Genomic DNA, 25,172 nt, shown 5'->3' on the forward strand with positions numbered 1-25,172 from the left:
CGTTGTTCCTCTCGTGCTGCTTCGGGTTGTGCCGCTGGTGTCAGGTCGCGGCGTCCGCCTGTTCGTACTCGGTGATGTGGGCGACCTTGGCGGCGCTGGCCGAGGCCGGGTCGAAGGTGTAGCCGAGCCATTCGGTCACGATCCGCTTGGCGAGTTCCGGACCGATCACCCGGGCGCCGAACGTGATGACCTGGCAGTTGTTGGATTTCACGGAACGTTCGGCCGAGTACGAGTCGTGCGCGACCGTCGCCCGCACACCGGGGACCTTGTTGGCCGAGATGGCGACACCGATGCCGGTGCCGCAGACGAGCACGCCGCGGTCGGCCTCCCCCGCGGCGATCTTCTCGGCGGCCGCGAGTCCCAGTACCGGATAGGCTCGGGTGTCGTCGGCGCTGTCCACGCCGACGTCGATGACCTCGCTGACCCGTTCGTCGGCCGACAGCAGGGTTCGGACCTCGTTCTTCAGTGTCACGCCTGCATCGTCGGCGGCCACGACCACTCGCATCAGTGCTGTCCTCCCAACACGTCGCCGATCGCGGTGACGATGAGCGCGAACGACGTCGCGCCCGGATCGGCGTGTCCCTTGCTGCGTTCGGCCAGGCGTGCGGCCCTGCCCTTGCCGGGAAGCAGGTCGGCGGTGCGGGAGGCGGCGTCGGTCGCCGCCTGCGCCGCCTTGCGCCACGCGCCGGCGAGCTCGGAAGCCGCATGGGCCTGCAGCGTGGCGCGGAACGGTTCGACGGCGTCGAGCATGGTCTTCTCCCCCGGCTTGGCCTTGCCGAGGTCGACGAACGCGCGCACCGCCCTGTCCACCGCGGCGGAGACGGTTCGGGCATCCGGGTCGGCGTGGGTGCCGGCGTGGCCGATCGCCTCACGCAGGCCGGCCCCCGTCTCGGCCAGCAGCACGCCGTACAGGGCACCGGAGGCGCCCCCGGCCGCGTCGGCGAAGGCGGTGCCCGCCGCGAGCAGCCGATCTGCGACGCCTTCCGCGGTGCGGGCCGCGGCCACGGCGGCCCGCATGCCCCGGGTCATGCCCAGTCCGTGGTCGCCGTCGGCCGCCACCGCGTCCAGCCTGCCGAGTTCGGTCTCGTGCTCCTCGATCGTCCGCAGCGCCGCGGTGAGCGCGCGGTCGACGATGCCCTGGCCGTCGCCGGCGGGAGTGGAGACTGTGTCGTCGACCGTGTTCGACGGGCGGACCGAACCGAGCGGGCGCCCGTCGCTGCGGTACCCCGGTGAGGAACACGGCGCCGCGTACAGCTCCGCCAGTTCGTCGTCGAGCACCATCGCCGACAGCGAGACGCCGGCCATGTCGAGTGAGGTGACGAACTCGCCCACCTCGATGTGCACCGGGTCCAGACCCGCGCCGACGAGACGTTCGTGCACCCGCTTGTAGGTCACGAACAGTTCCTCGTACTTGGTGCGGCCGAGACCGTTGAGCAACACGGCGACGCGGCCGTCTCCCTGTGCGGCGGGCAGGTCCTTCACCTCGGCCAGCAGTCCGTCGACGAGCTCGTCTGCCAGTTGCACCGCATCGAGCCTGCCGACTGTGCGCACGCCGGGTTCGCCGTGGATGCCCAGGCCCAGCTCCATCTCGGTGTCCTCGACGGTGAACAGCGGTGTGGCCGCGCCGGGCAGCGTGCATCCGCCGAACGCCGCACCGAAGGTGCGGGTGTGCTGATTGGCCTTGACCGCCGCCGCGTGGACGGCGTCGAGGTCGTCACCGCGTTCCGCGGCCGCGCCCGCCACCTTGAACACGAGGAAGTCACCCGCGACGCCGCGGCGGCTGGCCGGGTCGTCCACCGGGCCGCTGGCGACGTCGTCGGTGACGAGGATGGTGCGGCTGTCGATCCCCTCGGCCGCCAACCGGCGCGCCGCCAGTCCGAAGTGGAGGACATCGCCCTGGTAGTTGCCGTAGCCGAACAGGACGCCTGCGCCGCCGTCGACGGCCCGCGCCGTGCGGTAGACCTGCTCGGCACTGGGGCTGGTGAACACGTCGCCGACGACCGCGCCGTCGGCCAGGCCGGTGCCGACCAGGCCGGCGAACGCCGGGTAGTGGCCACAGCCGCCGCCGATGACGACCGCCACCTTGCCCGGCCTCGGCGCGTCGGCGGTCACGACGCCGTAGGCGCCGGGGACCTTGCGCACCTCCCGGCCGTAGGCGGTCACGAACCCGTCGACCCAGTCGCGTTTGAACGTCTCGGCGGTTCCCAACACCGTCATGATCGCACCAACTCCCCGGTGAGGTAGGCGAGCAACGTCCGGCGGACCTCGTCGTTGTCCGAGGCGATCCGCGCCGCCAGTTCGAGCGCGTCGGGCTTCGGCGGGTAGGTGGGATTCGGCAGCGCCACGACCGTGAGCCCCGCGGCCGCGGCTGCCCTGATGCCGTTACTGGAGTCCTCCACCCCGAGACACCGCTGTCCCGGCACGTCGAGGCGGGCGGCCGCCTCGACGTAGACGTCCGGGCTCGGTTTGCCACGCGCCACCTCGGCACTCGACACCGTGGCCCTGAACTCCGACGTCAGCCCGTGGGTGGCCAGCACCGCGTCGATCACGCGGCGCGCCGCCGACGAGGCGAGTGCGATGGGCACGCGTGCCCCGACGTCCCGCACCATCGCGTCGGCGCCCGGCAGCAGCGGTGCGTGACCGGCTTCGATCGAGGCGATCATGCCGTCGACCACGGCGTCCTCGACCTGCTGGACGGCCTCGGCGGTCTCGGTCCGTTCGGCCAGGTAACCGGCCCATTCGGGGGCGCTCATCCCCTGCACCCTCGCGGTGTCCTCGGGCGTCCACTCCACTCCGTGGCGGGCGGCGTAGGCGACCCAGTTCTCTTCCCAGAGGTGTTCACTCTCGACCAGCACCCCGTCGAGGTCGAACACGACCGCGGCGAACGTCATTCACAGCCCCTTTCACGCTCGGACTGTTAAATTAACACCCGCGATGGGATTTGTCAGGGGTGGCCGCGTGGCAGTGTGGCCGCGAGACCGCGCGTGGACACCACGCTCGGGTCGGCTCGATCGGGAAGGCGGGGAGATGAACAAGGGCGGCGAGACGGACGAGCGCGAGGTGCGGCTCCTGCTCGTGCGGCACGGGGAAACGACGTGGCATGCGGACAACCGCTACGCGGGCAGCAGCGACGTGGGCCTGACCGCGCGGGGGCACCGACAGGCGGCCGCACTCGCACGGTGGGCAGCGAGCTGCCACAGCCGGCCCGCTGCGGTGTACTGCTCGCCGCAGAGCAGGGCGATCGACACGGCACGACCGGTCGCGGCCGCACTGGGCACCCAGCCGGCCGTCGTGCCGGAGCTGGCCGAGGCGCACTTCGGCATCGCGGAGGGCCACACACTCGGCGAGCTGCCCGCCGACGTGGCGGCCCGGTTCCGCGCGGACCCGGTGGCACACGCCTTCCCGGAGGCCGAACCGCCCGCCGTCGTGGCCGAACGGGGCGCGGGTGCTCTGCGCCACGTCGCGGCCCGCCACCGGGCCACCGGCTCCGACGCTCCCGCACTGGTCGTCGCGCACAACACCCTGCTGCGCCTGTCCCTGTGCCTGCTGTTCGGAATCCCCCTGTCCACCTACCGCCGGGTGTTACCCCGACTCGACAATGCGGCCGTCACCGAGATCGGCATACACGCAGGACACGCCAGCCTGCGACGGCTCAACGCGGCGGTGAGGTGAGATGCTGGAGCCCGTGACGGAGAAGACGGACAAGGGCGCCGGACAGCGCGCGAGCAGGCAGCAACGCATCACCGACTACGTGATCGGCAACGGTTCCGCCTCGGCGGCCGAGCTGGCGGAGCTGACCGGCGTGAGCGTGATGACCGTGCACCGCGACCTGGACGAGCTCGCCCGGCGCGGTCTGCTGCGCAAGTTCCGGGGCGGGGTGTCGGCCCAGCCGTCGACGGTGTTCGAGAGCAACTCGGAGTACCGCCTCAACGCGCACGTCGAGGCAAAGGCGGCGATCGCCAGGCGGGCCCTGACCTACGTCGAGCCGGGGATGTCGATCCTGCTCGACGATTCCACGAGCGCGCTCGCGCTGGCGAAACTGCTGACCGAGGTGACGCCGTTGACGGTTGCGACGAACTACCTGCGGGCCATCGAGCTACTCAAGGACGTCGAGGACATCCGGCTGATCGGCATCGGCGGCGACTACTCCCCGACGCACGACGCGTTCGTGGGTATGCCGTGCCTGGAGACGGTGGAGCGGCTCACCGTGGATGCGACGTTCGTGTCCACGTCGGCCATGAACACGGACATGACCTTCCATCAGGAGCCCGAGATCGTCATGGTCAAACGGGCGATGCTGCAGAGCGCGCAGAACCGCGTGCTGCTCATGGATTCGAGCAAGATGCCGCGTACCGCACTCCACCGGCTCGCGCCGCTGACCGATTACCACCGGCTGATCGTGGACGCGAAGACGCCCGAGGCGACCGTCGAGGAACTGCGGAACCGGACCGAGGTGGACGTCGCGCCGCTCTGATCGACGGTTCGGCTGTCGACGCCCTGGGCCTCGACAATCGGCTCGACAGCCGAAAGCCACCGGGAACTCGTGAAAATCACATCTTGTCTGTGAACTTAACATGGGTGATGATGCGGGCAGTCACATCCATGGAGGCGAGATGACTGCCCAGACAACACCGACGTTGTCCGAACCCGGCGGTGGGTTCCGCGGGTTGCTCGAGAAATGGGGGCTGCCGGCGCCGTTGCTGCTCGGCTACGTCGGCCTGCTGCTGTTCATGATCGGCGACGGAGTCGAGTCGGGCTTCATCGCACCGTTCATGGCCGATCACGGCGCCGGTGACGACATCCGCGCCTCGTACGTCATCACGGTCTACGGCGTCGCGGTGATGCTGGCGTCGTGGCTGTCGGGCGCGCTGTCCGAACTGTGGGGCCCGCGCCGGGTCATGATGCTCGGCTTCGCCATCTGGATCGTGTTCGACGTGCTGTTCCTCGCCGTCGCGGTCAGTGGTGAGAACTACGCACTGATGATGGTGTTCTACGGCATCCGCGGATTCGGCTACCCGATGTTCGCCTTCGGGTTCCTCGTGTGGATCACCGCCGTGGCACCGATCGCGCGGCTCGGAGCCGCCGTCGGCTGGTTCTACTTCGCCTTCACCGGTGGCCTGCCGACGCTGGGCTCCCTGGTCGCCAGCTTCACCAACCCGATCTTCGGCCATTACGGCACGTTGTGGTTGTCGATCGCCATCCTCGGCGCGGGCGGCCTGGTGTGCCTGCTCGGTGTCCGCGAGCGCACGGGCTACAGCAGGCTCGCCCCGCCGGAGGTCAAACCGGTGCAGAGCCTCATGTCCAGCGTGTCGATCGCGTGGAAGAAGCCCCAGGTCGGCCTCGGGATGATCGCCCGGGTCATCAACACCGCACCCGAGTTCGGCATGCTCGTGTTCTTCCCGACCATCTTCGCCCACCAGATCGGGTTCGGTGAGGGCCGATGGCTGCTGCTGGTGTCGGTCATCTACGGCACCAACATCGTGTTCAACCTGATCTTCGGGGTGCTGTCGGACAAGATCGGATGGCGCACGACGATCTTCTGGTTCGGCGCGGTGGGCTGTGCCGTCTCGATTCTGCTGCTGTACTTCGTCCCACTGGCACTCGGCGCCGACTACTACTGGGTCGCGCTGCTCGTCGGCGCCCTGTACGGCGCGACGCTCGCCGGGTTCGTCCCGATCTCGGCGCTGCTCCCGTCGTTGGCTCCGGAGAACAAGGGCGGGGCGATGGCGTTGCTGAACCTCGGTGCCGGTGCGGCCACGTTCGTCGGGCCCGCGATCGTGAGCCTGTTCCTCGGCCCGGCAGGCGCCGCGGGCGTGGTGATCATCTTCTCCGCGCTGTACGTCGTGGCCGCGGTCATCGTCCGTTTCCTCAAGCTGCCCGAGGTCACCGAGCAGGCGCTGGAGAAGGACGCCAACCTCCAGGAGGTCACACACGAGGTGACACAGGAGGCCGGGCCGGACGTCGCGGTGCGCCGGTGACGGTCGTCGGGATCGACGTCGCGACCGCGGGGGTCCGTGCCTCCGCGGTCGCCGACGACGGCACGGTGGTGGCCCGCGCCTCGGCCCCGCTGCCCGCACCGGTGCGTACCGCCGGAGGCCGGAGCGAGCAGGACGCCCGAGCGTGGTGGCCCGCGGTGGAGTCGGCGCTGTGGCAGGTCTGCGCGGCCCCCGAGGTGGGCACAGTGGACGCGGTGGCGGTGGCAGCGACGTCCGGCACGATCGTCGCCGTCGACCGCCACGGCACGCCCGTCTCCCCCGCACTGATGTACGACGACCGCCGCGCCGCGCGGGAGAACGCCACGGCAGCGACCGTGGGCGCCGACCGGTGGGACGCGATGGGAACGGCGGTCACGCCCACGATGGCACTCGGGCGGATCGCCTGGTTGGCGCGGGAGTACCCCGACGCGGCGGGCGTGGCGCACACGCCGGACGTCATCGGCACGGCGCTGCTGGGCGAGCCCGTGCCCGTGGACTGGTCGCACGCGCTCAAGAGCGGTTACGACCCGGGAGTGCGCACCTGGCCGTGGGAGGTGTTCGACGCGCTCGGTGTCCCGCCGTCCTGGCTGCCCGGCGTCGTGGCGCCGACGTGTGTCCTCGGCGAGACACCGCGGCCCGTCGCAGGGCTCCCGAAGGGCTGTCGCGTCGTGGCCGGCATGACCGACGGCTGCGCCGCACAGATCGCCACGGGCGCGGTCTCACCGGGCCGGTTCGCCGGCATCCTCGGCACCACCTACGTCCTCAAAGGCGTCACCAGGCACCGCCTCGTCGACCCCGCGGGCGCGGTGTACAGCCACCGTCATCCCGACGGTTGGTGGCTGGCCGGAGGCGCGTCGAACACCGGCGGGGCGGGGGTGACCGGCGACCTGCGGCGCCTCGACGCGGCCGCGGCCGCTCGGGGCCCCGCCGGTATGGTCGCCTATCCCCTGACCGGGACGGGCGAGCGGTTCCCGTTCTCGGCCGGCGATGCCCGCGGGTTCGTGCTCGGCGAGCCGTCCGACGAGGTGGAGCTGCACCGCGCGCGTCTGGAAGGCGTCGCGTTCCTCGAACGCCTGGCGCTGGAGACCATGCGCTCGCTCGGAGCCACAGTCGAGGGTCCGCTGCTCGCCGCGGGCGGTGGGAGCGCGAGCGCGCTGTGGAACCGGATCCGGGCCACGGTCACGGGCCTGAGCCTGCAGGTCGCGGAGCACGCGGAGACCGCCTACGGCGCCGCGTTGCTGGCCGCGGCCGGAACGGCGCCGGGTGGATTGGACCACCTCGTCGCGCGGGCGGCCACACGTGGCACGGTCGTCGACCCCGAGCAGGCGGAGGCCGAGGCTCTCGAGGCGTCGTACCTGCGGTTCGTCGGCGAGCTCGGCAGGCGCGGATGGCTCGACCGCGTCCCGATGGTTGAACGGTGATGATCGCGCCGTTTAGCATCCGGCGCATGGGTGCTGTTCGCGTCGCCTCCGCCGACCGCGTGTTCGCGGTCTTCGGCGACCACAGCTATCGCATGGACCTTCGGGGCTGACCACGTGCGCGCATCGCGCGCCCGACGTGTGTCCGAATCCGCTTCTCCGACCAAGGATGTGCCCTGTCCATGGACGTCTCTGCTCCCCTGGCCGATCTGCACCGTCATCTCGAAGGTTCGATCCGGCCTTCCACCGCCCACGAACTCGCCCTGCGCACCGGCACGGGACGGCGACGCGCCGACTTCGTCGCCGGACGTGGAGGCGACCTGCTGCCGTACCTGGCGAAGATCGACAACGCCGCCCGGCTCGCGGTCATGACCGGCGACTGGTGGCGTATCACCCGCGAGGCGATCGCCGACGCCTGCGACGACGGACTGTCCGCGGTCGAGTTGCGGTTCAGCCCGCAGTTCATCGCGGGGCTGACGGGACTGGACCCCGACGCCGTGATCGAGACCGTTGGCGACGCGACCACGCGGCACGGTCTGCCGATCGAGGTCGGACTGATCGGCATCGTGGTGCGGGACGAGGGCCCCGAGTCGGCCGACCGCCAGATGCGCCGACTGTTGCACCACGCCGATCGACTCGTCGGTGTGGACCTCGCGGGCGACGAGGCCGGATTCCCGGTCGCCCAGTTCGCCGGGGTGTTCGCCCGCGCCCACGACGCAGGCGTGGCGGTCACGGTCCACGCCGGTGAAGCCGCGGGACCCGGCAGCGTCCGCGACGCCGTGCGATACCTGCGCCCGCGGCGCATCGGCCATGGCGTGCGGTCGGCCGAGGACCCCGCGCTGCTCGAGCTGCTCGCCGCCGACGGCATCACCCTCGAGGTCGCGATCACGAGCAACGTCCAGACCGGTGCCGCCACCGACCGTGCGCACCACCCGCTGAGCACGCTCGTCGCCGCAGGGGTTCCCGTGGCGTTGTGCACCGACAACCCGTCGGTCAGCAACACCCGGCTCACCCGCGAGTACGACCTGGCGCGCGACCTCGTCGGTGACGACGCCGCCGAGCGCATCCGCCGCCACGCCTTCACCGCGAGGTTCGGTACGGCGCACTAGCCTGGCGCGGTGGTGGAGTCATGGGTCGTGAACGGATTGCGTGCCGGCGGGTGCGTGTTCGCCGAACAGGAAGCGGCCCTGCTCGAGGAGGCGACCGGCGGGGCGACCGCGGATCTGGAGCGCCTGGTCGCCCGGCGGGTCGCCGGTGAACCCCTCGAGTACCTGCTCGGATGGGCCGAGTTCCAGGGCCTGCGGATCGTTGTCGAACCGGGCGTGTTCGTGCCACGCCGGCGTACGGAGTTCCTCGTCGAGCGGGCACGGGACGTGCTGCCGCCCGGCGGAGTCGCCGTCGACCTGTGCTGTGGGTCGGGGGCGGTGGCCGCCGCGCTCCGTCACGCGCGGCCGGATGCCGTCGTGCACGCCGCCGACCTCGATCCGGCCGCAGTGCGCTGTGCCCGTCGCAACCTGCCCGCACGCGTGTACGAGGGCGACCTGTTCGCCGCGCTGCCGGCGGCGCTTCGCGGAACCGTCGACGTCGTGATCGCGAACGTGCCGTACGTCCCCTCAGCGGCCATCGCGACCATGCCGCCGGAGGCACGCGACCACGAACCGGCGGCGGCGCTCGACGGAGGTGCCGACGGCTTGGCAGTGCTGCGACGCGTGGCCCGCGCCGCACCCGACTGGCTCGCACCGGGCGGTCATCTGCTGAGCGAGACGAGCGAGACGCAATCCGGCCCCGCCGTCGAGGAACTCCGGATGGCGGGCTTCGACGCGCACGCCGAGGCGTGCGACGAGCTGTCCGCCACGGCCGTCATCGGCAGGCGAACTCCGGATTGTGGATGACCCCGACGACGAAGTAGGGCACGGTGCCGAGCACCTCGCGGTAGCAGGCGTGGGCCGCGCACATGGCGTCGGCGAACAGGCTCGGCCGCGGCCATGAATTCGCTCACTCGGCCATGGCTGAGCGCTCGCTCAGGAGACAATGAGCGCATCCGCCGGTGTTGGGAGGACGCATGAGTGACGCGGTGTTCGAGTCGGTGGACGACGTCGTCGAACGACTCGCCGGGGCGGGGTACCTTGCCTCCGATGCGGTCGCCACGACCGTGTTCCTCGCCGACCGGCTCGGCAAGCCGCTGCTGGTCGAAGGCCCGGCAGGCGTGGGCAAGACCGAGTTGGCGCGGGCCATGGCCGCGGCGACCGGCAGCGAGCTGATCCGTCTCCAGTGCTACGAGGGCATCGACGAGTCGCGGGCGCTGTACGAGTGGAACCACGCCAGCCAGCTGCTGCGCATCACGGCGGCCAAGGACGAGGACTGGGACGCCACGCGCGAGCACGTGTTCAGCGAGGAGTTCCTGCTCTCGCGGCCACTGCTCACCGCGATCCGCAACCCGGATCCGACCGTGCTGCTCATCGACGAGGTCGACAAGGCCGACGTCGAGGTCGAGGGCCTGCTGCTGGAGGTGCTCGGCGACTTCCAGGTGACGGTCCCCGAACTCGGCACGATCACCGCCACCCGCACACCGCTGGTGGTGCTCACCTCGAACGCCACGCGGGAACTGTCCGAGGCACTCAAACGGCGATGCCTGTTCCTGCACCTGGACTTCCCCGCCGCGGAGCTCGAACGCGACATCGTGACGCTGCGCGTGCCCGAACTCGACCGGGAACTGGCCGCGTCGCTGGTCCGCGTGGTCGGCGCCCTGCGGCAGTTGGAGCTGCGCAAGTCGCCGTCGATCGCGGAGTCGGTCGACTGGGCACGCACACTGCTCGCGCTGGGCGCCGACACGCTCACCGAGGACGTCGTGCGCTCGACGCTCGGCGTGATCCTCAAGTACGAGCCGGATCAGCGGAAGGCGTTGGCCGAGCTCCGGCTCGACGCGGTGACCGGCCCGATCGGCGAATCGGCTGGTGCGACGGCGTGACCCGCCACGGCGGCTACGGCACCGCCGAGCGGCTTGTCGAGTTCGTGCGTTCGCTGCGCGAACACGGCGTCGCCGTCGGCACCGGGGAGACGGTCGACGCGGCCGCGGCAGCGGAGGTCGTCGGCTTCGACGACCGGGACCGGCTCCGCGAGGCACTCGCCGCGAGCGTGCTGCGCGGCGCGGGGCAACGTCCGGTGTTCGACGGCGTCTTCGACGTGTACTTCCCCGCCGCGCACGGCACGTCCGTCAGCGGCACCGACGACGCCGGCGAGCCCGAGACGCCGCTGCAGCTGCGGGACGCTCTGCTCGACGCGCTGGTGAGCGGCGACGACGCCCGCGTGCGCGCCCTCGCCGCCGCGGGCGTGGACCTGTTCGGCGGCTACGGCGGTGCGGGCCGAGGACAAGGCGGGCAAGGCGGTCACGGCGAACAAGGCGCACAGGGCGGTGGCGGCGTCGCCGGCATCCAGGGATCGGGCGAGGCTTCCGGTTCCGGTTCGGGCATGGCAGCTCGGCTCAGCGGCTGGTCGGCGTATCAGACGCTCGGCCAGGTGCGCCCGCAGGCGCTTCGCGCACGGCTGCGCGAGGCCATCCGGGCCTCCCGCGCCGAAGGGCTCGGCGACGACGCGGCCGAGGCGCTGGCCGCACGTGAGGCCGACGCAGGCATCGCGGCGTTCACCGAACACGTGCGTGCGGAGGCCCGCAGGCGTACCGCCGAACTGCGCGGCAGGGAGCGGATCGCCCGCCATGCCGTCGCGCCGCAGACCGAACTCGTCGCCTTCACCAATGCCACCGCCGAACAGTTCGCCGAGATGCGCCGTGCGGTGCAGCCGCTGTCCCGCAAGCTGGCCACCCGGCTCGCGGCCCGGCGCCGCCGCGCCGCACGGGGCCGCATCGACCTGCGGCGCACGTTGCGCCGCTCGTTGTCCACCGGCGGCGTGCCGATGCGGCCGGTGATGCGCAGGCGGCGTCCAGGACGGCCCGAACTCGTGCTGCTGTGCGACATGTCCGGCTCGGTCGCCGGCTTCGCCCAGTTCACGCTCCTGCTGACCCAGGCGCTGAGCGATCAGTTCTCGAAGGTGCGCAGCTTCGCGTTCGTCGGAGTGACCGACGAGATCACCCATCTCGTGCGCGCGGGACGCGACGAACCCGAACACCTCGCCGAGCGCATCCTCACCGAGGCCACGTTGACACGCATGGGCATGAGCAGCGACTACGACGGTGCACTCCGGACCTTCGTGGACGGGTGGGCCGACGCGCTGGGCCCGCGCACGAGCGTGCTCATCCTCGGCGACGGGCGCACCAACGGCGCCCCGCCCAACCTGCCCGCACTGCGCGAGATCGCCGAGCGGGCCGGGCACGTCCACTGGCTCAACCCCGAACCGATGTCGGCCTGGGGCACGGGCGATTCCGAGGCCCACCGCTACGCCCGCGAAGTGCCGATGTACGAGTGCCGCACCATCCGGCAGCTCTCCCACCTGGTGACGCGGCTGCTGCCCGGCTGAGCGCCCCGCCCGCTCAGGACGCGGCACGCATCGCCTGCAGAAGCGTGTCCGCCTCGTCGTCGGTCAGCACCACGCCGAGGTCGGCCAGCTCGGCGAGCGCGCCGTCCGGGGTGAGCGGCGTTTCGTCCTTGGTGCCGTCGGGGCGTTCGACGATCCGCTTTCCGCCGAGCAGCTGGGTGATGACGCCGGGTTCGAGGCGCATCGCGATCAGGCCACGGGTGAACGGCGACTTCGGGTGCGTCGCGACGTAGTGGTTGAACACCTCGTAGTCGACGGGACGCTGCGGGGTCTCGTCGAACGCGTATTGCGGCTCCCATCCGTGTGCCGTGTACTTCTCGAGCGTCCACCCGCCGTCGCCGTGCAGCAGGCGCGTCGGCCATCCGGCCTGGTCGACGACGATGCCGTGCTCGAGGGGCATCGGCCGCAGGACGCTCGCCCCGAAGCCCACGTCGGCGAGGTAGCGCGCCCCGTCGACGGCCACGATCAGGTTCATGTGCGACTTCGGCCCGTTGCGATGCGGCTGGACCCGCGCCGTCAACCGCACGACGTCGTAACCGAGGCGTTCGAGTGCGGCGGCGAACAGCAGGCTGTGCTCGTAGCAGTAGCCGCCGCGACTGCGGCCGACGAGCTTGGCCTGGATGTCGCCGAGGTCGAGCGATGGTGGGCGCCCGGAGAACGGGTCGACGTTCTCGAACGGGATGGCTTGCACGTGCGCCTCGTGCAGGCCGCCGAGCGCGAGTGCCGAAGGCGGCTCGGCGGAACCGCCGATGCGCGCCAGGTAGGCCTCGAGGTCCAGTACGTCGACGGTCCACGGGTCGGTGGCCGGTGCAGTGGCCCCCGTGATCTCGGTGGTCATGGCGCCAGCCTCACACCTCGACCTCGCTGGAGGTCAACCCGGCCTGACCGCGACGCGGCGCGCCGCCCTCCACCTGCCCGGCCCCGCGAGTGAGTTACCGCACGTCAGCGCGGGTAATCCCCCACGAACCGCCCATTTCGGCTCACCTGATCGGCGGAGCCAGGGCGACCCGCGGGAATATGTAGTTGCAGCAATCAAGTTATTTGTTATGTTGCTATAACCGTTCCCACGAACCTGTCCTATCCAGGTCTTGTCCTACTCAGGGGGTTCACCACGTCCGCGCACGCTCAGACCGTCGAGGATCCCGACGCGACGATGTCGAAACGCGAGATCATGCAGGCCTTCGTCGGCCTGCTGCTCGCGCTGCTCGTCGCGATCCTGTCCTCGACGATCGTCTCCAACGCACTCCCCAGGATCATCGCCGACCTCGACGGCACGCAGAGCCAGTACACCTGGGTGATCACGGCGATGCTGCTGACCTCGACGGCGACCACCCCCATCTGGGGCAAGCTCGCCGACCTGTTCAGCAAGAAGCTGCTGTACCAGCTGGCGATCATCATCTTCACCGTCGGCTCGGTGCTCGGCGGCTTCGCCCAGTCGATGCCCGAGCTGATCACCTACCGGGCCATCCAGGGCATCGGCATGGGTGGTCTGCAGGCGCTCGTCCAGGCCGTGATCGCCGCGATGATCTCGCCGCGCGAACGCGGCCGGTACTCGGGCTACATCGGCGCGACGTTCGCCGTCGCGACCGTGTCCGGCCCGCTGCTCGGCGGCATCATCGTCGACTCGCCACTCGGCTGGCGCTGGTGCTTCTGGGTCTGCGTGCCGATCGCGGTGCTCGCGCTGATCGTCCTCGGTAAGACGCTGAAGCTCCCGGTGATCAAGCGGGACGTGAAGATCGACTGGCTCGGCGCCACGCTCATCGTCGGCGGTGTCGCGCTCGTGCTCATCTGGGTCTCGCTCGCCGGTGACCAGTTCGACTGGTGGTCGACCACCACGGCGTTGTACCTCGGCGGCGCCGCGGTCGTCCTCGCGCTGGCGATCCTCGTCGAGGCGAAGGTCTCCGAACCGGTCGTGCCGCTCAAGCTGTTCCGCAATCGCTCGTTCAGCCTGACGGTCATCGGCACGCTCGCCGTCGGCACGGCGATGTTCGGTGGCGCGGTCTTCCTGGCGCAGTACTACCAGATCGCTCGCGGCTACTCCCCCACGCACGCGGGCCTGATGACGCTGCCGATGGTGCTCGGCCTCTTCCTGTCGTCCACGATCGCCGGTCAGGTGGTGTCGCGGATCGGCCGCACGAAGCCGTTCCTCGTCGCCGGCGCGGCGATCCTGGTGGTCGCACTCGGCCTGCTGGGCACGATCGACGCCGACATCAACCTCGTGCAGATGGGCGCCTACCTGGCCCTGATGGGTACCGGCACCGGCATGCTCATGCAGAACCTCGTCCTGGTCGCGCAGAACACGGTCGGCATGCGGGACGTCGGCTCCAGCACCGCCGTCGTGACGTTCTTCCGCACCCTCGGCGGTTCGGCCGGTGTGTCGGCACTCGGCGCCGTACTGGCCAACAACGTCACCGACTACATCGTCGAATCGGCAGCCGAACGCGGCCTGCCGATGGGAGCGGCCGCAGGCTCCGGAGGGGGCGGCAACACCCTCGACGTGGGCTCGCTGCCCGCGCCGGTGCAGGACATCGTGCGCCACGCCTACGGCGACGCGATCGGTGACGTGTTCTTCATCGGCGCGTGCGTCGCCGTGGTCACGTTGCTCGCGGTCATCTTCATCAAGGAGACGCCGCTGCGCACGACCCTCGACATCACCGACGACGCCGAGCCGAAGAGCGACGCGGCCGCGGCCGAGGAGACCGCCGAACTCGCTGCGCCGGTGCCCGCCAACGGCCAGGCCGCGGCGGTTCCCGCGGCACGTGCGGCCGAGTCCGCGCCGCAGCGGCCCGCTCCCCTGTTCGCCGGCGGCAACGGGGCGGCGCGCCGCACGGCGGTCGTGCACGGTGTGGTGACGGTCGGCGGTCAGCCCGCCTCGGGTGTCACACTCACCCTGACCGACGCCGCGGGTGCGCAGGTCGACCTGGCCAGGACCGGCGAGGACGGTGCGTTCCGGGTGGGCGGCCGGGAACCCGGCCGCTACATCCTGATCGCGGCCTCGGAGAACCTCCAGCCGTCGGCGCAGTCGGTGGAGCTGGGTTCGACGCCGTTGCACCGGGACATCGCACTGACCGGTTCCGGCCAGATCAGCGGCCGGGTGCGCACCCAGCAGACCCGGCCGGTGGGCGGTGCGACGGTGGTGCTGACCGACGCAGGCGGCGACGTCCTCGACGCCAGCCTCACCGGCGGCGACGGCTGGTACCGCTTCCCGGACGTCTCCGGCGGCGCGTACACACTCGCGGTCACGGCCCAGGGCTACCGCCCGCAGGCCACGCCCGTGCGGATGTCCACAGGGGAACGCATCACCCAGGACATCGAGCTCACCGCCGCGGGACACCTCGAAGGGATCGTGCGGTCCGAACTCAGCGGTGCGGCCGTCCCGGAGGCTCGCGTCGTGCTGCTCGACGAGAACGGGAACGTCTCGGGCGTCACGATGACCGCGGCCGACGGGTCGTACCGGTTCGACGACGTCGACTACGGCCAGTACACCGTGATCGCCAGCGGATACGGCCCGGCCACCGCGACCGTGCGCGTCACGGGTGAGGCCGAGGGCTCGCTGGACTTCGAACTCGGCTACTCGTCGGACAACGCACTCGGCCGCGAGCGCACCGACGGTGCGGACGTGGCCAGCGACTCGGACACGCCGCAGGCGTAGTCCCCACCACGAGGGTGGCGGTACGGGCGTTCGGGGGCCCGTACCGCCACCCTCGTCGCCGGTACCCGGACGCTCCGGTGCCGGGCGCGTGGTCTTCTATGCTCCGGACATGTCCACACCGCACCGCCCGCCGCTGGCCGAGACGCTCGATCTGGAACCGCATCCCGAGGGCGGCTGGTTCCGGCGCACCTGGACCTCCGGCCACAGCCATCGGCCGGAGGGATACCCTTCCGACCGTCCACTCGCGACCGGAATCCACTATCTGCTGGCCTCCGGCGAGGAATCCGCGTGGCATCGCGTGCGCAGCGACGAACTGTGGCTGTGGCACCGCGGCGGACCGCTCACGCTCTCGCTCGGCGGATCGGGCGAGCGGCCCGCGGCCGAGCCGCAGCGGTACGTCCTCGGCCCCGACGTCGAACAGGGCCACCACCTGCAGGTCACCGTCCCCGGCGGCGTGTGGCAGTCGGCCCGGCCGGTCACGGACGACGTGCTCGTGTCGTGCATCGTCTGCCCCGGCTTCGATTTCGCCGACTTCACCCTGCTCCCCGGCGACTGACGCGCACACCGCGACGCCGGGTGAGCGTGTGCGCGGACACACGGCCGGCAGGGATACAGTCCGAGGAATGATCCAGCGGTTCGTCGCACTGGGAGACTCGTTCACGGAAGGGGTCGGGGACGACGATCCCGCCTACCCCAACGGCGTCCGAGGCTGGGCCGATCGCGTCGCCGAGGCACTCGCCGCCGCCGACCCCTCGGTGACCTACGCCAATCTGGCGGTCCGTGGCCGCCTGCTCGACCGCATCGTCGCCGAACAGATCGATCCCGCCCTCACGATGCGACCCGACCTCGTGACGCTGTACGCAGGCGGGAACGACCTGATGCGCCCGCGGCCGGACATCGACCGGCTCGCCGAGACCTACGACGTGGCCGTCGGCAAACTCGCCGCATCCGGCGCCACCGTCGTGCTGTTCACCGGCGTCGACGGCATCGAGGACCCGGTGTTCCGCAAGATGCGCGGGCGGACGGCCGTCTACAACGAACACGTACGCCTCATCGCGGCCCGGCACGGCGCGCTGGTCGTGGACATGTGGGCGATGCGGGCGCTGCGCGACCGTCGCATGTGGTCCGCGGACCGGATCCATCTCGGCCCCGACGGGCACACGACCGTCGCCAAGGCGGTACTCGACACGCTCGGCGTGCCGCACCGCGTGCCGCCGGTCGAGCTCGGCCCGCCGCCTGCCACGACCGCGGCACAACGCCGTGCCGAGAACCTGCACTGGGCGCGCACCCACGTCGTGCCCTGGATCGGCAGGCGGCTGCGTGGCACGTCCTCCGGCGACGCCGTGACGGCGAAACGCCCCGAGCCGGCCCCGGTCGTCTCCCGGCCATGAACGTCCCGGGGCCGCGGCGTGCCTCGCCGCGTCTCCCGGTGCTCGCCCTGCACTACCGCCTGACCCCACGCCGCTGAGCGGGCCCCGAACAGCCGGAAGGGCCGGTTCCCACGGCGCAGGCAAGTGGGAACCGGCCCTTCCGGTGTTACGAGTTACCGCTGCAGATGCTCACTGCTGCCGCGGCGGGCCACCGAAAGGCGGGCCCTGCGGCGGGAACTGCCCACCCTGCGGAGGCTGCGGCGGCTGCTGGGGCGGCTGCTGACCCGGGTTACCGCCGTACGGCCCCGCCTGCGGCGGCTGCTGCTGCGGAGGCTGCTGGGGCTGTGCCTGCTGGGGCGGCGGGGTCTGCGGGGCGGACGGCTGCGCGGGCGGCACCGGCGGGAGCTCCGGCGACGACTCGGCCTCCTCCTTCTCCTTCTCCTGCGACGAGCCCGTCTGCACGGGCTGGCCGCCACCGAGCGCCTGCAGCGCGGCAGGCGGCGGGGGCGGCGCGGACGGCGTGCCGTGCAGCGGGCCGACCTCCTGGCGGGCGACCTTCTCGGCCTCGCGCACGGCCTCGGCGACGCTCGGGTCCGACTTGGTGTCGAACCACGCGGCAACCTCCTCGTCCTCGAGCGGCGGCATCTCGGTCTGGTCGTCCTTCGGCGGCTCGTACCGGAACACGCCGTCCTCGCCGGGAGCGCCGAGCTGGCGGGCGAAGCCCTCGAGGGCCTTGCCGTACTCGCTCGGGATCATCCACACCTTGTTCGCGTCGCCCTGGGCCATCTGCGGCAGCGTCTGCAGGTACTGGTAGGCCAGCACCTCCGGCGTCGGCTTGCCGGCCTTGATCGCGGCGAACACCTTCTCGATGGCCTTGGCCTGGCCCTGAGCCTGCAGGTACCGGGCGGCACGTTCACCCTGCGCGCGCAGGATGCGGGACTGGCGCTCGGCCTCCGCGGACAGGATCGCAGCCTGCTTCGAACCCTCTGCGGCGAGGATCTGGCTCTGCTTCTGGCCTTCGGCCGTCTTGATGGCCGACTCCCGCTCACCTTCGGCGGTCAGCACCATGGCGCGCTTCTCCCGGTCGGCGCGCATCTGCTTCTCCATCGAGTCCTGAATGGAGGGAGGCGGGTCGATGGCCTTCAGCTCGACCCGCGCCACGCGGATACCCCAGCGGCCGGTCGCCTCGTCGAGCACGCCCCGCAGCTGCTGGTTGATGTTGTCGCGAGAGGTCAGCGCGTCCTCGAGGCTCATGCCACCGACGAGGTTGCGCAGTGTCGTCGTGGTCAGCTGTTCCACACCGACGATGTAGTTCGAGATCTCGTACACCGCGGCGCGGGAGTCGGTGACCTGGAAGTACACGACCGTGTCGATCGAGACCGTCAGGTTGTCCTGGGTGATCACCGGCTGCGGCGGGAACGAGACGACCTGTTCCCGCAGGTCGACCTTCGCGCGCACCTTGTCCAGGAACGGCACGAGGAAGTTCAGGCCGGGACCCGCCACGACCTTGAACCGCCCGAGCCGCTCGATGACGGCCGATTGTGATTGTGGCACCACCATGAGCGCTTTCGAGATCGTGACGACCACGAGAAGCGCGATGACGGCGACAACAATGATTCCTGCTGTCGACACGTGTTCCTCTCCCCTTCACTGTGCGGACCGGTTGTCCTTCTGGTGCGATCACGCGCCCGCGTGGCCGCTCCGGTCAGCGTCTGTTGGATGTGCACGCGGCGCCGGCCGTTCCGCGTGCTCTGGTTGCGGCGCATCCGCCGGCGTCACGTCGACCTCGCCGATCCGCACGCCCCACGGGGCGCACTCCCGGTCCGCCCGGTCGCGCAGGTGCGGAGCCAGTACCGCGCCGCCCTGCACCGACCGCAGCTGTTCGGCCGCCGTCCTGCCTCCGAGCTCCCGCAGCGCCGTGGTGACGACGCGTTCGACACTCTCCATGTGGCTCGGCTCCCGCCTGGCGGTCGTGCCGTCCGGCGCCGGACGGTCGTAGACCGCGGCACGCGCGTCCGTCACCCGGAACCGCACAGTCACCACGACGCCGACGGCGGCGCCGTCGGCCGTGACCACCGGCTGGGCCGGCATGCGCAGGATCTGCTCCCGCAGATCGACCCTCGCGCGCACCCGGTCGACGAACGGGACGAGCAGCCGCAGGCCGGTGCCGGCCACGGTGCGGAACCGGCCGCCCCGCTCCACCACCACCGCCTGCTCGGGCCGCACGCGCAGCAGCGCCTTCGGCGCGACCACGAGGGCGGCCAGAACCACCACGACGGTCACGACCGCGACGACGGTGGCGTTGTCCACTCCTGCTCCTTCTCGACGTGGACGGTGGATGCGACTCGGAAAATTCCGCCCGAGGGAACGCGGGCGTCAGATCTCCGCCGCCACCACCGCGGTGGCGCCTTCGATCTCCACGACGGTGACCTGCGTGCCCGGATCGATGACGTAGCCGTCGGCCATGGCGCGCGCCGACCAGGTGTCACCGGCCAGCTTGACCTGGCCGCCGTGCACGTCCACCCGCGAGAGCGTGACCGCGTGGGTGCCCACGAGGGCCTCGGAGTTGGTCTTCACACCGGGTCCGGCCAGGAACCGGCGCTTGAGTGCGGGTCTGGCCAGGAACAACAGTCCCGACGAGGCGATCGCGAACACGGCCACGTCCACGTAGGGGTTGCCGGTGATCGCCTCCGACGCCGCCCCGGCCAGCGCGCCGAGTCCGAGCATCAGCAGCACGAAGTCGCCGGACAACACCTCGGCCACGATCAAGACGATGCCGACGATGAGCCAGATGAGCGCCGCTGTCATGGACACATGCTCCCAGATCGATGATGTCGGGATGAACCGGATCACACGCCGTGACCCACGCGTGATCTCGGGTGCCCGCCGTGCGGCGTGCGGTCACTCCGACGGTTCGGTGACGAAGTCGATCAACCGTTCGACCGCGCCGATGAGCGGCGTCTCGACGTCGCGGAAACTGCCGACCGCGGCCAGCACGCGCTGCCAACCCTCGTAGGTCTCGCCCCAGCCGAGCGCATCGCACACCCCGCGCTTCCACTCGGTGCCCTTCGGAACGCGCGGCCAGGCCTCGATGCCGAGCGCGTCGGGTTTGACGGCCTCCCAGATGTCGACGTACGGGTGCCCGGTGATCATCACGTCGGGGTCGGTGATGCCCTCGACGATCCGCGACTCCTTACTTCCGGGCACGAGGTGGTCGACCAGCACACCGAGCCTGCGCCCCGGCCCGGTGCCGAACTCGGCGATCGCGTCGGCCAGCACGTCCACGCCGTCCAGCGGCTCCACGACGACGCCCTCCACGCGCAGGTCGTGTCCCCAGATCCGCTCCACGAGCTCGGCGTCGTGCTTGCCTTCGACCCAGATGCGCGAGTCGCGGGCCACCCTGGCGCGCAGGCCGTCCACGTGCACCGAGCCCGACGCCGAGCGCGCCGGTGCCTGCTGTGGCTGTTGCGCGCCGCGGGCCGGCACGAGCGTCACCGGCTTGCCCTCGAGCAGGAAGGCGGCGGGGCCGAGCGGGAAGACCCGGTGTGTGCCGTGCCGGTCCTCGAGGACGGCGTTGCCGTGCTCCAGACGGACCAGGGCGCCGCAGAACCCGCTCGCCGGGTCCTCCACGACGAGGCCGGGGTCCGCCGGGACCTCGGGCACCTTGCGCTTGCGAGCGCCGGACAGGATGTCGCCATACGCGTGGGATCGCACGACCCGAGAACCTAGCGGCACGGCCCGGCGCAGTCCGGGAGCGCCACGCGCGGCAGACCTCAGAACAGGGGCCAGGGAACGGCCTGCCACTCCCCGCTCGGCGCCGGGTGCACGCCCGTGGCGATGAGAGCGTCCGTGCGGGCGGCGAGTGCGGCGATCTCGGCGGCCGTCAGGTGGGCCGACAGCGTCTCGCCGAGCTCGCGGTCCAGCGTCCACCGGAGCTTGCGGAGCTTGTCGAGTGCCTCGTCGGGAAGCGGCTCGCCGGTCCACCCCCAGAGCACGGTGCGCAACTTGGGGTCGCTGTGCAGGCAGATGCCGTGGTCGATGCCGTAGATGCGCCCGTCGGCACCGGGCAGGATGTGCCCGCCCTTGCGGTCGGTGTTGTTGACCACGACGTCGAGGATCGCGAGGTCGCGCAACCCCGGCCGGTCGGCGTGGGCGACCACGAGCGGGTCACCGTCCTCGTCGGCGGCCCGCAGCACCACGCGCCAGCCGTCGGGCAGGTCCTCGGGTGCGACGACGTCGACGAGTTCGTCGGTGTCGTCGGTGTCGATCCACAGCTGCACCATGCCGTCGCCGAACGGGCCCTCCCGCAGCACCGTGGGTGGCACGTGGCCGATCTCGGCGGCCTGGGCGATCAGCGCCGTGGCGACCTCGCGCCCTGCGAGGGTGCCGTCGGGGAAGTCCCACAGCGGCCGTTCCCCCGCCACCGGCTTGTACACGACCTCGGCCTGCAGCCCGTCGAGCTCCACGGAGCCGAACAACGTCACGTTGGAGGCGTCGACGAGCCTGCCCTCGACCTCGATCCGCCCACGCGTGATCAGTTCGGCCACGGCGGGATCCGCCGGGTCGACGGGCCGGTCACGGTCGTTGGGGGCCTCGGACACCTCGCCTCAGCCCTCGTCGGTGAGTTCCGAGTCGCGCCGGTACCCGTTCTGGCGTGGGCAGATGTGCCCTGCCGGGTCGAGTGGTTCGCCGCACAGCGGGCACGGCTTCCTCCCGGCACCGACGACCCGGTCGGCGCGCGAGGCGAACGCACGGGCCGCCGCGGGGCTGAGGAACACCCGCACCGCGTCGGGACCCTCCTCGGTGTCGTCGAGCACGACCGTCTCGTCGACCTCGCCCTCGGTGACGGCGAGCAGTTCGATCACGACGGCCTGGGTCTCGGCGTCCCAGCCCAGCCCCATGGTGCCGACGCGGAACTCCTCCTCGACCGGCACGGAGAGCGGGTCGTTGTCGAGGAGTTCGTCCGGCGCCTCGTCGGGGACTTCGGCGTCGAACCTGCTGGCGATCTCCTCGAGCAGCGAGCTCAGACGTTCGGCGAGCACGGAGACCTGCTGCTTCTCGATGGTCACGCTGATGGTGCGCGTGTCCTCGGTGGCCTGCAGGTAGAACGTGCGATCACCGGGTTCCCCGACGGTTCCCGCGACGAACCGGTCGGGCTGGCGGAAGACGTGGATGACACGAGCCATGGCCCTTACGACCCTAAGCCAACTTCCCCGCCGGGTCTCGTCCGGGTGCGGCGCGTCTCGTGATCTTGTCGATGCGCCGCGGCCCGTGCCTCTAGGCTGGCGCGCATGCCTGCGATCGCACCCTTCGGAACCTGGTCCTCCCCGATCGAGGCCGCGGACGTGGCCGCGGCGGGAGTGACCCCACAGTGGCTCGACGTCGTGTCCGGCGGTCCCGGAACCGAAGGCGGGAGCGTGTGGTGGGCCGAGTCGAGGCCCGCGGAGGGCGGCCGCGTCGCGCTGGTGCGGCTCGGTGCGAGCGGTGCGGTCGAGGACGTACTGCCCGCACCGTGGAACGTCCGCAACCGGCTCCACGAGTACGGCGGCAGGCCGTGGCAGGTGGTCGGCGACACCGCAGGCACGGGAGGCGCAGTCGACACCGGCGGGACCGGCGGGACCGGCGGGACCATCGTCTTCACGCACTGGGCCGACCAGCGCATCCACGCGCGCGACGTCGCGGGCGGACCGGTGCGCGCGCTGACGCCGGAACCCGACCAGCCGCACGGCGTGCGGTACGGCGATCTGCGCCCCGGCCTCCGAGGCGAGGTGGGCGAGGTGTGGGCGGTCCGGGAGACCGTCGTGGGCTCCCGGCGAACCGACATCGCACGTGACCTGGTCGCGGTGGGCCTCGACGGTGCGATCCGGTCGCTGGCGGCCACCCATCACTTCATGACGGCCCCGCAGATCTCGCCCGACGGCACGCGGGCGGCCTGGCTCGGCTGGAACCACCCGGCCATGCCCTGGGACGAGACCGAGGTGTGCGTGGCCGAGATCGATGCCTCCGGCACGTTCGGCCCGCACCGCGTCGTGCTGGGAGGCCGCGGAGTGTCGGTCTGCCAGCTCGACTGGGAGAGCGCGACGACGCTGCTCGCACTCGCCGACCCCGGCGGATGGTGGAACCTCCACCGGGTCGACCTCCAGCACGCCGAGGGCGCGGCCGGCTCGCCCGTCCCGGTGGTCCCGGTCGAGGCGGAACTCGGTGGGCCGATGTGGAAGGTCGGTTCCCGGTGGAGCGCCCAGCTCGGCGACGGCCGCCACGCGGTGCTCGCCTCGAGCAGGCTGGCCGTGCTCGACGAGGCCGACGGTTCGTGCACGCCGCTGGCTCCCGAGCTCACGTCCTGGTCCCCGACCGTGGCGGTCCACGACGGCGCCGTGGTGGGGGTCGCCGCGGGCCCGCGGTCCGAACTCGCGGTGGTCCGTGTCGACCCCGCCGACGGGACGGTCACGCATCTGACACCGCAGCCGCCGCTGCCGCCCGCCGAGTACCTCTCGGTGCCGGAGGAACGCACGTTCCGCACCTCCGGCGGCGAGGACGTGCCCGCCTACGTCTACGCGCCGCGCAACCCGGACTTCGCCGCCCCGGAGGGTGAGCTGCCGCCGTACCTGGTGCACGTCCACGGCGGGCCGACCGGACGCAACCATCCGGTGCTCGACCTGGACTTCTCGTACTTCACCAGCCGGGGCATCGGTGTCGTGGCGGTCGACTACGGCGGGTCGACCGGATACGGGCGGCGTTACCGGGAACGGCTGCGCGAGCAGTGGGGCGTCGTGGACGTCGCGGACTGCGCCGCGGTCGCCGGGGCGCTGGCCGCGGAAGGGACGCTCGATCCCGAGCGGGTCGGCATCCGTGGCGGCAGCGCGGGCGGGTTCACGTCGGCGGCGTCGGTGACGACGGCCGACACGGCAGGCACCTACCGGGCCGCGACCGTCAAGTTCCCGATCCTGGACCTGTCGCAGTGGACGGGCGAGGGCGGCGAGACCCACGACTTCGAGTCGCGTTACGTCGACGGGCTCGTCGGACCGCTGCCGGAGACGGCGCAGCGGTACCGCGCCCGCTCCCCCATGCACAACCTGGACAACCTCGCAGCGGCCGTGCTGATGCTCCAGGGACTCGAGGACGAGATCTGCCCGCCCGAGCAGGCGCAGCGGTTCGTCGACGCGTTGGAGGGCAGCGGCATCCCGCACGCGTTCCTCACGTTCGCGGGCGAACAGCACGGATTCCGCCGCGCCGCGACCATCGTCACCGCGCTCGAAGCGGAACTCGCGTTCTACGGGCAGGTGTTCGGTTTCGCCACCCCGGGTGTCGCGGCCCTGGAGCTGCGCCGATGACGCAGCGCGTGCCGGGCGCGGCGGGCATGCGTGGTCTGCGCCGCGGGGACACCGTCGCGCTGATCGCCCCGTCCGGGCCGGTGCCCGAGCATCTGGTGACCCAGGCCGTCGACGCGTTCACCTCGTGGGGACTGACGGTGCAGGTGTTCGACAGCGTGCGGGCGCGGCATCCGCGGCGTGGGTACCTCGCCGGCACCGACGAGCAGCGGGCGGCCGACTTCGAGGCGGCATGGACACGCGACGACGTCGCGGCGGTCGTGGCGGCCAGGGGCGGCTACGGTGCGCAGCGCATGATCGATCTGGTCGACTGGGACGCCGTGGCCGCCGCGGGCCCGAAGCCGTTCGCGGGATCGAGCGACATCACGGCGTTGCACGCCGCGATCGCGAACCGGCTCGGCCTGCCGACGGTGTTCGCCACGATGCCTGCCTCCACCCACTTCGACGCCACCGCGGCCGAGAGCCTGCGCACGGCGCTGTTCGAGCCCGCGGCGACCCGCACGGTGCAGGGGCCGCACGCGAGGACGCTGGTGAAGGGCGCGGCGCAGGGCCCGACGATCGGCGGCAACCTGTGCCTGCTGGCGGCGAGCGCGGGCACCCCCGAGGCGCAGTCGGCCGCGGGAGCCATCGCTCTGCTCGAGGACGTCGGGGAGGACACCTACCGCATCGATCGGATGCTCACGCAGCTGCTGCGGTCGGGCTGGTTCGACGGGGTGGCCGGTATCGCTCTCGGGTCGTGGAGCGGATGCGGCGAGCCCGCCGAGATCGAGGAACTGGTGCTGGAACGACTCGGCCCGCTCGAGGTGCCGATGGTGTGGGAACTCGGCTTCGGCCACCACGTGGGTGCGCTCACCGTGCCACTCGGGGTGCCGTGCGAGCTCGACGCCGACGCCGCACGGCTGGTGATCAATCCCGCGCCCGCCCGCACGGACGGCACCTAA

Annotated in this window: 23 protein-coding genes; 13 read left to right on the forward strand and 10 right to left on the reverse strand. The window is 71.5% G+C overall.

From position 1 onward, the window contains the following. Positions 1-40: 40 nt before the first annotated feature. From IF64_RS0102685 to IF64_RS0102695, 3 genes are read right to left on the reverse strand one after another with little or no spacing between them, the layout of a single operon-like run. The gene (locus tag IF64_RS0102685; RefSeq protein WP_030530371.1) at positions 41-505 is read right to left on the reverse strand and encodes a ribose-5-phosphate isomerase; all 465 of its coding nucleotides are present in this window, start codon (positions 503-505) and stop codon (positions 41-43) included. Continuing rightward, positions 505-2,217, reverse strand: coding sequence for a dihydroxyacetone kinase family protein (locus tag IF64_RS0102690; protein ID WP_030530372.1), 1,713 nt, complete (start codon positions 2,215-2,217; stop codon positions 505-507). Before IF64_RS0102690 ends, IF64_RS0102685 begins: the two co-directional genes overlap by 1 nt. Further along, positions 2,214-2,891, reverse strand: a complete 678-nt coding sequence (locus IF64_RS0102695; RefSeq protein WP_030530373.1) for an HAD family hydrolase — start codon at positions 2,889-2,891, stop codon at positions 2,214-2,216. The genes IF64_RS0102690 and IF64_RS0102695 overlap by 4 nt, the downstream gene beginning before the upstream one ends. Before the next feature lie 136 nt (positions 2,892-3,027). Between IF64_RS0102695 and IF64_RS0102700 the strand changes: the two genes are divergently transcribed. From IF64_RS0102700 to IF64_RS0102740, 8 genes are all read left to right on the forward strand, one after another. Further along, complete coding sequence (locus tag IF64_RS0102700; RefSeq protein WP_051757427.1) at positions 3,028-3,672, forward strand: histidine phosphatase family protein; 645 nt, start codon at positions 3,028-3,030, stop codon at positions 3,670-3,672. Position 3,673: 1 nt separating this feature from the next. Beyond that, positions 3,674-4,474 (forward strand): DeoR/GlpR family DNA-binding transcription regulator, encoded by an 801-nt coding sequence (locus tag IF64_RS0102705; protein ID WP_048808397.1) that lies wholly within the window; start codon positions 3,674-3,676, stop codon positions 4,472-4,474. A gap of 139 nt (positions 4,475-4,613) precedes the next feature. Next, positions 4,614-5,978 carry an MFS transporter gene (locus tag IF64_RS0102710; RefSeq protein ID WP_048808398.1) on the forward strand — a complete coding sequence of 455 codons (1,365 nt, stop codon included), beginning with the start codon at positions 4,614-4,616 and terminating at the stop codon, positions 5,976-5,978. Next, entirely contained in the window at positions 5,975-7,396 is a 1,422-nt protein-coding gene (locus IF64_RS0102715; protein WP_030530377.1) for an FGGY-family carbohydrate kinase, read from the forward strand. The genes IF64_RS0102710 and IF64_RS0102715 overlap by 4 nt, the downstream gene beginning before the upstream one ends. A 179-nt stretch (positions 7,397-7,575) precedes the next feature. Continuing rightward, the gene (add, locus tag IF64_RS0102725) at positions 7,576-8,502 is read left to right on the forward strand and encodes an adenosine deaminase (protein ID WP_030530378.1); all 927 of its coding nucleotides are present in this window, start codon (positions 7,576-7,578) and stop codon (positions 8,500-8,502) included. 9 nt (positions 8,503-8,511) lie between these two features. Next, entirely contained in the window at positions 8,512-9,285 is a 774-nt protein-coding gene (locus tag IF64_RS0102730) for a putative protein N(5)-glutamine methyltransferase (RefSeq protein WP_030530379.1), read from the forward strand. A gap of 170 nt (positions 9,286-9,455) precedes the next feature. Next, complete coding sequence (locus IF64_RS0102735) at positions 9,456-10,361, forward strand: AAA family ATPase (protein ID WP_036875651.1); 906 nt, start codon at positions 9,456-9,458, stop codon at positions 10,359-10,361. Further along, positions 10,358-11,863, forward strand: a complete 1,506-nt coding sequence (locus tag IF64_RS0102740) for a VWA domain-containing protein (protein WP_030530381.1) — start codon at positions 10,358-10,360, stop codon at positions 11,861-11,863. The genes IF64_RS0102735 and IF64_RS0102740 overlap by 4 nt, the downstream gene beginning before the upstream one ends. Before the next feature lie 13 nt (positions 11,864-11,876). Here IF64_RS0102740 and IF64_RS0102745 read toward each other — a convergent pair whose 3' ends face one another. Next, a complete protein-coding gene (locus IF64_RS0102745; RefSeq protein WP_030530382.1) occupies positions 11,877-12,719 on the reverse strand; it encodes an arylamine N-acetyltransferase family protein in 843 nt (280 codons plus the stop codon). A gap of 315 nt (positions 12,720-13,034) precedes the next feature. Here IF64_RS0102745 and IF64_RS0102750 point away from each other — a divergent pair, with 315 nt between their 5' ends. From IF64_RS0102750 to IF64_RS0102760, 3 genes are all read left to right on the forward strand, one after another. Further along, the gene (locus IF64_RS0102750) at positions 13,035-15,533 is read left to right on the forward strand and encodes an MFS transporter (RefSeq protein WP_084705608.1); all 2,499 of its coding nucleotides are present in this window, start codon (positions 13,035-13,037) and stop codon (positions 15,531-15,533) included. A 109-nt stretch (positions 15,534-15,642) separates the two neighbouring features. Further along, positions 15,643-16,089: a cupin domain-containing protein gene (locus IF64_RS0102755; protein WP_030530384.1), complete on the forward strand. Its 447-nt coding sequence runs from the start codon at positions 15,643-15,645 to the stop codon at positions 16,087-16,089. A gap of 67 nt (positions 16,090-16,156) precedes the next feature. After that, positions 16,157-16,924: an SGNH/GDSL hydrolase family protein gene (locus IF64_RS0102760; RefSeq protein ID WP_030530385.1), complete on the forward strand. Its 768-nt coding sequence runs from the start codon at positions 16,157-16,159 to the stop codon at positions 16,922-16,924. A 168-nt stretch (positions 16,925-17,092) separates the two neighbouring features. On the opposite strand, the gene IF64_RS0102765 is transcribed toward IF64_RS0102760, so the two are convergent. The 6 genes from IF64_RS0102765 to IF64_RS0102790 all read right to left on the reverse strand — a co-directional run bounded on the left by IF64_RS0102765 (position 17,093) and on the right by IF64_RS0102790 (position 22,089). Then, positions 17,093-18,463 (reverse strand): SPFH domain-containing protein, encoded by a 1,371-nt coding sequence (locus IF64_RS0102765; protein ID WP_425468473.1) that lies wholly within the window; start codon positions 18,461-18,463, stop codon positions 17,093-17,095. Between the two features lie 120 nt (positions 18,464-18,583). Continuing rightward, the gene (locus IF64_RS0102770) at positions 18,584-19,213 is read right to left on the reverse strand and encodes an SPFH domain-containing protein (RefSeq protein ID WP_048808404.1); all 630 of its coding nucleotides are present in this window, start codon (positions 19,211-19,213) and stop codon (positions 18,584-18,586) included. A gap of 66 nt (positions 19,214-19,279) precedes the next feature. Beyond that, positions 19,280-19,711, reverse strand: a complete 432-nt coding sequence (locus tag IF64_RS0102775; protein ID WP_030530388.1) for an NfeD family protein — start codon at positions 19,709-19,711, stop codon at positions 19,280-19,282. Between the two features lie 93 nt (positions 19,712-19,804). Then, the gene (locus tag IF64_RS0102780; protein ID WP_030530389.1) at positions 19,805-20,617 is read right to left on the reverse strand and encodes a DUF3097 domain-containing protein; all 813 of its coding nucleotides are present in this window, start codon (positions 20,615-20,617) and stop codon (positions 19,805-19,807) included. A gap of 59 nt (positions 20,618-20,676) precedes the next feature. Continuing rightward, on the reverse strand, positions 20,677-21,504 hold the full coding sequence (locus IF64_RS0102785) for an SCO1664 family protein (protein ID WP_051757428.1): 828 nt from the start codon (positions 21,502-21,504) through the stop codon (positions 20,677-20,679). A gap of 6 nt (positions 21,505-21,510) precedes the next feature. Continuing rightward, positions 21,511-22,089, reverse strand: a complete 579-nt coding sequence (locus IF64_RS0102790; RefSeq protein ID WP_030530391.1) for a DUF3090 domain-containing protein — start codon at positions 22,087-22,089, stop codon at positions 21,511-21,513. Between the two features lie 105 nt (positions 22,090-22,194). Between IF64_RS0102790 and IF64_RS0102795 the strand changes: the two genes are divergently transcribed. Further along, the gene (locus IF64_RS0102795; protein WP_030530392.1) at positions 22,195-24,234 is read left to right on the forward strand and encodes a prolyl oligopeptidase family serine peptidase; all 2,040 of its coding nucleotides are present in this window, start codon (positions 22,195-22,197) and stop codon (positions 24,232-24,234) included. Continuing rightward, a complete protein-coding gene (locus IF64_RS0102800; protein ID WP_030530393.1) occupies positions 24,231-25,172 on the forward strand; it encodes a S66 peptidase family protein in 942 nt (313 codons plus the stop codon). The genes IF64_RS0102795 and IF64_RS0102800 overlap by 4 nt, the downstream gene beginning before the upstream one ends.

It is taken from the genome of Prauserella rugosa (assembly GCF_000719975.1).
GTDB lineage: Bacteria > Actinomycetota > Actinomycetes > Mycobacteriales > Pseudonocardiaceae > Prauserella > Prauserella rugosa.

Excerpts from the sequence above, each read along its gene's own strand:
- IF64_RS0102800 (WP_030530393.1), top strand. The coding sequence starts at position 24,231 with ATGACGCAGCGCGTGCCGGGCGCGGCGGGCATGCGTGGTCTGCGCCGC.
- add (WP_030530378.1), top strand. The coding sequence starts at position 7,576 with ATGGACGTCTCTGCTCCCCTGGCCGATCTGCACCGTCATCTCGAAGGT.
- IF64_RS0102685 (WP_030530371.1), bottom strand. The coding sequence starts at position 505 with ATGCGAGTGGTCGTGGCCGCCGACGATGCAGGCGTGACACTGAAGAAC.
- IF64_RS0102700 (WP_051757427.1), top strand. The coding sequence starts at position 3,028 with ATGAACAAGGGCGGCGAGACGGACGAGCGCGAGGTGCGGCTCCTGCTC.
- IF64_RS0102775 (WP_030530388.1), bottom strand. The coding sequence starts at position 19,711 with ATGACAGCGGCGCTCATCTGGCTCATCGTCGGCATCGTCTTGATCGTG.
- IF64_RS0102760 (WP_030530385.1), top strand. The coding sequence starts at position 16,157 with ATGATCCAGCGGTTCGTCGCACTGGGAGACTCGTTCACGGAAGGGGTC.
- IF64_RS0102735 (WP_036875651.1), top strand. The coding sequence starts at position 9,456 with ATGAGTGACGCGGTGTTCGAGTCGGTGGACGACGTCGTCGAACGACTC.
- IF64_RS0102755 (WP_030530384.1), top strand. The coding sequence starts at position 15,643 with ATGTCCACACCGCACCGCCCGCCGCTGGCCGAGACGCTCGATCTGGAA.
- IF64_RS0102790 (WP_030530391.1), bottom strand. The coding sequence starts at position 22,089 with ATGGCTCGTGTCATCCACGTCTTCCGCCAGCCCGACCGGTTCGTCGCG.
- IF64_RS0102710 (WP_048808398.1), top strand. The coding sequence starts at position 4,614 with ATGACTGCCCAGACAACACCGACGTTGTCCGAACCCGGCGGTGGGTTC.
- IF64_RS0102750 (WP_084705608.1), top strand. The coding sequence starts at position 13,035 with ATGTCGAAACGCGAGATCATGCAGGCCTTCGTCGGCCTGCTGCTCGCG.
- IF64_RS0102795 (WP_030530392.1), top strand. The coding sequence starts at position 22,195 with ATGCCTGCGATCGCACCCTTCGGAACCTGGTCCTCCCCGATCGAGGCC.
- IF64_RS0102690 (WP_030530372.1), bottom strand. The coding sequence starts at position 2,217 with ATGACGGTGTTGGGAACCGCCGAGACGTTCAAACGCGACTGGGTCGAC.
- IF64_RS0102695 (WP_030530373.1), bottom strand. The coding sequence starts at position 2,891 with ATGACGTTCGCCGCGGTCGTGTTCGACCTCGACGGGGTGCTGGTCGAG.
- IF64_RS0102705 (WP_048808397.1), top strand. The coding sequence starts at position 3,674 with ATGCTGGAGCCCGTGACGGAGAAGACGGACAAGGGCGCCGGACAGCGC.
- IF64_RS0102745 (WP_030530382.1), bottom strand. The coding sequence starts at position 12,719 with ATGACCACCGAGATCACGGGGGCCACTGCACCGGCCACCGACCCGTGG.
- IF64_RS0102765 (WP_425468473.1), bottom strand. The coding sequence starts at position 18,463 with ATGGTGGTGCCACAATCACAATCGGCCGTCATCGAGCGGCTCGGGCGG.